This window comes from Streptococcus dentapri (assembly GCF_042649885.1).
Lineage (GTDB): Bacteria > Bacillota > Bacilli > Lactobacillales > Streptococcaceae > Streptococcus > Streptococcus dentapri.
In genome coordinates this window covers 1-4055 of record NZ_JBHSAC010000007.1, presented here as the reverse complement: position 1 = coordinate 4055, position 4055 = coordinate 1, and the positions used below count along the sequence as shown (strand labels likewise).

Annotated in this window: 6 protein-coding genes and 2 pseudogenes; 3 read left to right on the top strand and 5 right to left on the bottom strand. The window is 36.4% G+C overall.

What is annotated here, in order from left to right:
• Positions 1–87: 87 nt before the first annotated feature.
• From ACFOSE_RS00760 to ACFOSE_RS00740, 5 genes and pseudogenes are all read right to left on the bottom strand, one after another.
• Positions 88–213: pseudogene (locus ACFOSE_RS00760) on the bottom strand (helix-turn-helix domain-containing protein); the annotation flags it as partial.
• Between the two features lie 159 nt (positions 214–372).
• Positions 373–435, bottom strand: a complete 63-nt coding sequence (locus ACFOSE_RS00755) for an IS3 family transposase (RefSeq protein WP_380429206.1) — start codon at positions 433–435, stop codon at positions 373–375.
• Positions 436–584: 149 nt separating this feature from the next.
• Positions 585–905 carry a hypothetical protein gene (locus ACFOSE_RS00750; RefSeq protein ID WP_380429203.1) on the bottom strand — a complete coding sequence of 107 codons (321 nt, stop codon included), beginning with the start codon at positions 903–905 and terminating at the stop codon, positions 585–587.
• Positions 906–1037: 132 nt separating this feature from the next.
• Positions 1038–1157 (bottom strand): annotated as a pseudogene (locus ACFOSE_RS00745) (helix-turn-helix transcriptional regulator); the annotation flags it as partial.
• Positions 1158–1442: 285 nt separating this feature from the next.
• Positions 1443–2066: an NUDIX hydrolase gene (locus ACFOSE_RS00740; protein WP_380429201.1), complete on the bottom strand. Its 624-nt coding sequence runs from the start codon at positions 2064–2066 to the stop codon at positions 1443–1445.
• A gap of 108 nt (positions 2067–2174) precedes the next feature.
• Here ACFOSE_RS00740 and ACFOSE_RS00735 point away from each other — a divergent pair, with 108 nt between their 5' ends.
• Genes ACFOSE_RS00735 through ACFOSE_RS00725 form a run of 3 tightly spaced genes read left to right on the top strand, consistent with a single transcriptional unit; the run spans position 2175 to position 3944 of the window.
• Positions 2175–2501, top strand: coding sequence for a PadR family transcriptional regulator (locus tag ACFOSE_RS00735; RefSeq protein WP_380429198.1), 327 nt, complete (start codon positions 2175–2177; stop codon positions 2499–2501).
• Entirely contained in the window at positions 2488–3072 is a 585-nt protein-coding gene (locus ACFOSE_RS00730; RefSeq protein ID WP_380429196.1) for a DUF1700 domain-containing protein, read from the top strand. The genes ACFOSE_RS00735 and ACFOSE_RS00730 overlap by 14 nt, the downstream gene beginning before the upstream one ends.
• Positions 3069–3944: a DUF4097 family beta strand repeat-containing protein gene (locus ACFOSE_RS00725; protein WP_380429193.1), complete on the top strand. Its 876-nt coding sequence runs from the start codon at positions 3069–3071 to the stop codon at positions 3942–3944. The genes ACFOSE_RS00730 and ACFOSE_RS00725 overlap by 4 nt, the downstream gene beginning before the upstream one ends.
• The last annotated feature ends 111 nt before the right edge of the window (positions 3945–4055 follow it).

Here is a 4055-nt window from a genome sequence, read left to right as displayed (position 1 = left end):
CAATTGAGAATCGAACAAATCATACTGGCTTATAATTTGAGATATTTTGAAATTAACTAGCACCACGAGTAATATAAAATAAAATTCTTATTTTTCAGCCCAGCTACTCCAATCATCGTAGTTAGTTTGATTATATAATTCAATCAACTTCGGGCGTATAGATTGTATAATATCAACTAACTCATAACCTTCATGAAAGTGTGAAAAAGGCATATTAGTCAGATCATAGAATAACTAGCTAGTAAACGTCGTGTTTTCTAGCTTTCTTCCTGAAATAAAACCTGCTTGTTCTGCAAAATTAAGCCTAAGATTTCAAAGATGTACTAATCTCCAAGAAGTTGGACAAATGAATCCTTATAGTTTGGTTTTAATCTATTTGTTATTGTAGTAAAAAATATAATCTGTAATTGATTGTTTCAGCTCATCAAGAGCTATTATCTTTATATAACGTCTTTAAATTTGTAAAAACCTAATAACCTAATAAGTGTGAACCCTATCTTCACAAATTAATTTCATAAAAATAACACTCAAAAATTAGACTTTTTTGCCTAACTTTTGGGTGCGTATCTTAAGGCAGGTTGTTATTAAAATAGGCGAAGTGCATATTTAATAATGAAGAGCAGAGGGATAATAATACCCCAAAATATCATCATGATGGGGCGAGTATAAGGATTTTTCGACCATAAAAACTGCTCTTCATCGCTCTCGTGGCACTCTTTTAAAATATGACGATTTTTATTTTTGGTTAAGTGATATTTTTTATCGAGCCTTGCTTCCCAGCTGGACTGTCTAATATATTTGGAAATAATAAGACCAGCTACAAAGACGAAAGTCCACACCAATCCTACGACACTTTGGACCATTTCATCATGAATCCAATTAATGCCCAAAGCAAGAATAATCATAATAAAGATATATCCTAAACGGTAGAGCGAAAACAATTTATCTTCGGCTTCCCTTTGAGCTAACTGCGAGACCTGCTCATCCGAGAAATCAGACAGCTCTTTCAGTTTTTGATTATTGTCAGTCGGTTCAAGAAGATCATTGATACTTACGCCTAGAGCACTAGCAATTAGACTGACAGTTTCTAAACTGACATCCTCACCATTTTCAATTCTCTGGATTGTTCTAACACTTAAACTTGTTTTCTCCGCTAAACGCTCTTGAGTCTATCCTTTTTGTTTACGGAGGTTAGCCACGATTCTTTTATTTTTCATAATAGAATAGAATTCCTTTCTTCTTACTAACTCAAGTATAGCCCCTCTAAAAAAGATTGAAAACGACAAGGAGCTGACAATTAGATGACAGTCGGTTTTTTGGATTTACAATCTATACTAATAAAAATATAACTTGACACTCTTGTAAATTTTGTAAATTTTTACCCAGCTCTATCCTTTAGTTGCTAATCAATCATTGTTTACATAAATGTCAACTGATTGACCTTATTTATTTAGGATGTCCTCTTGGAGGATCGTTACAAATCGAGCTGTAAACTGGGCCGTCAATCCCCAGAGATTTTCACCGGCTAAATCGTAGAAGGGAATTTTGCGTTGGTCTTTTCCAAAATTGTACTGATATCCTTGAGGGATCCGCTCAAAAGGAAAGTCCGAGGAGGGGTCCAAAGTCGATAACAAACGGTAAACCTTAGGAGGAGTTTTCATCAAATCTGACAGAGGAATTGTAAAAAGTCTATCTACCTCATTAGCATTTGGGCGAATCTGTTTCCAATCTCCTGCCAAAGTTCCAACAAAACAACGAATCGTCCGATGGTGATGAACGGAATAATCAATCTCCCCTTTAATCTCAATCTGATCAGAAGTGACATTAAGCTCCTCGATAGTCTCACGAATAGCCGCCGCTTCAAAGGCCTCGCCTTCTTCAACTCTGCCTCCGGGAAATGAAACTTCTCCTGGTTGAGAAATCTCTTGGCTTCTTATCTGATAGAGAACTTGCCAAATCTGTGATTGCTCATCCCACACTAAGGGCAATAGAACAGCGTAACGTCCTTCTTCATCTAAAGGCTTAGGTTGGTAATTCTTTAACTTTTCCAGCCAGTTCAATTCCATAAAACTCTCATTTCTAAACAAATTATTTTTACCATCATACCATGTTTAAAGCTAATATAACACCTAAATATCAATATCTCAAAAATATATATTAATCGGGAGGCTCGAATGTACTTTCCAGTATCATCTATCCTCATTGAATTCTTGATTCTAGCGATTATAGAAAAGGAAGATTCTTATGGTTATGAAATCAGTCAGACCATCAAGCTCACGGCTGATATTAAAGAGTCTACCCTTTATCCCATCTTAAAAAGGCTAGAAAAGGCAGGATATGTTACTACCTACAATCAAGAATATCGAGGGAGGCGACGTAAATATTATACCATCACCACTGAGGGCTTAGAACAATTAAAAGCTCGTAAGGGAGACTGGCAGCTCTACATTGACACTATAAACGGTATCATAGAAGGAAGACTAAGACATGACACGAAATGATTATTTAAAAAAACTCGATAAATACCTTAAAAAATTACCACAAAAAGATTATGAAGAAGCAATGGAGTATTTTACAGAATACTTTGACGAAGCTGGATCTGAAAACGAAGAACAGGTCATCCAAGAATTGGGTGACCCTGGGGAAACTGCTAATGAAATTTTAAGCAATCTTTTGAAAGAAAAAGCCAATCATACTAATTCATCTCCTAAGAATTATGCTGCTATTGTCTGGATTGCTATTTTAGCGGTCTTCGCTTCACCGATTGCTCTACCGCTAGCCTTTGCATTTATCGGCTTCTTGCTGACTTTTCTCATAATGGGAGCTGCCTTTATTTTCATACTATTCACCTTCGCATTGACTGGATTAATAACGGGAGTTGCTATCTTTATTGATGGAATCAGGTATCTATCGGTAACTGCAGCTGGATCCTCAATGGGAGTCGGTTTAGGTCTTCTCTGTGTCGGCTTAGCTCTCTTGGCTATCTTAGCAGGAAGCGAACTTTCTAAGTGGTTCAGTCGAGGAACTGTCAGGCTTGTACGTTGGACAATTAAGAAAGGAAGAGGACAATGAAAAAGTGGAAAAAAATATTATTAATCTTGGGAATTAGCATCAGCCTCTTAGGAGCTTTGTTAGCTGTTATCGGCTTTATCAATGATGGTTTCGGTTACATTCAGGAGTATACCAAAAGAGAAGGGAGCTTCACCGAGAAGAAATTAGAAGATTTTGATAAAATTGCTATTAACAGTTCCAATTATCACTTTGTTATCCAAGAAGGCCAAGATAATGAAGCTAAAATTTCCTACTATCAACAAGAAAAAACTCCTTTAAAAGTCAGCGTCAAGAATCATCAGTTAGATATATACGCCCATTCTGACATACAAATCAATGTTTTCAAGCTTTCTGATTTTACGGCACTGATCAGTGACCAACAAGATACCAACACTGTCACCATAACTGTTCCCAAAGGGGTCGATATCACCGAATTAACTGGTGAGATGTCAATTAACGGCTTAGACATTAATCATCTTGATATTGATCGAATGAACTTGTCTCTGGATGCTGGTCAATTCAAGCTCAATAAAACAACTATTAAAGAATGGAAACTTGATGTGGATATGGGAAGTGCTAAAATCACCAACTCCAATCTTTCGGACTTTAGATTTTCAGCTGACTCAGGTAATTTAGATCTCGATAATGTGAATTTCACTGCTAGTAAAATTACTATGGATATGGGCAATATTGAAGGAAACAAGGTAGCCTTCAAAAAGGAGAATAGAGTATCTGCCTCTTCAGGCAATATTGATTTATCCCTCAAAGACCATAATCTTACTGTTACATCTGATATCGATGCCGGAAATAAAGATATTACCAGTGCTCTTAATCGCTCTAAAGATAATTTCCTTGATATCTCAGCCAATATGGGGGATATTACGGTTGAATAATAAGTGTTAACACGAAAAATCCTCGCCACTGGGCGAGGATTTCAGACTGAAGACAAAGCTCTTGGAATTGCATTTCTAAGAGCTTTTTGCTCTGTTTAGGAGTATACTAAA

Coding starts and splice junctions, on each gene's coding strand:
- ACFOSE_RS00750 (WP_380429203.1), bottom strand. CDS start 905: ATGATTATTCTTGCTTTGGGCATTAATTGGATTCATGATGAAATGGTC.
- ACFOSE_RS00740 (WP_380429201.1), bottom strand. CDS start 2,066: ATGGAATTGAACTGGCTGGAAAAGTTAAAGAATTACCAACCTAAGCCT.
- ACFOSE_RS00735 (WP_380429198.1), top strand. CDS start 2,175: ATGTACTTTCCAGTATCATCTATCCTCATTGAATTCTTGATTCTAGCG.
- ACFOSE_RS00730 (WP_380429196.1), top strand. CDS start 2,488: ATGACACGAAATGATTATTTAAAAAAACTCGATAAATACCTTAAAAAA.
- ACFOSE_RS00725 (WP_380429193.1), top strand. CDS start 3,069: ATGAAAAAGTGGAAAAAAATATTATTAATCTTGGGAATTAGCATCAGC.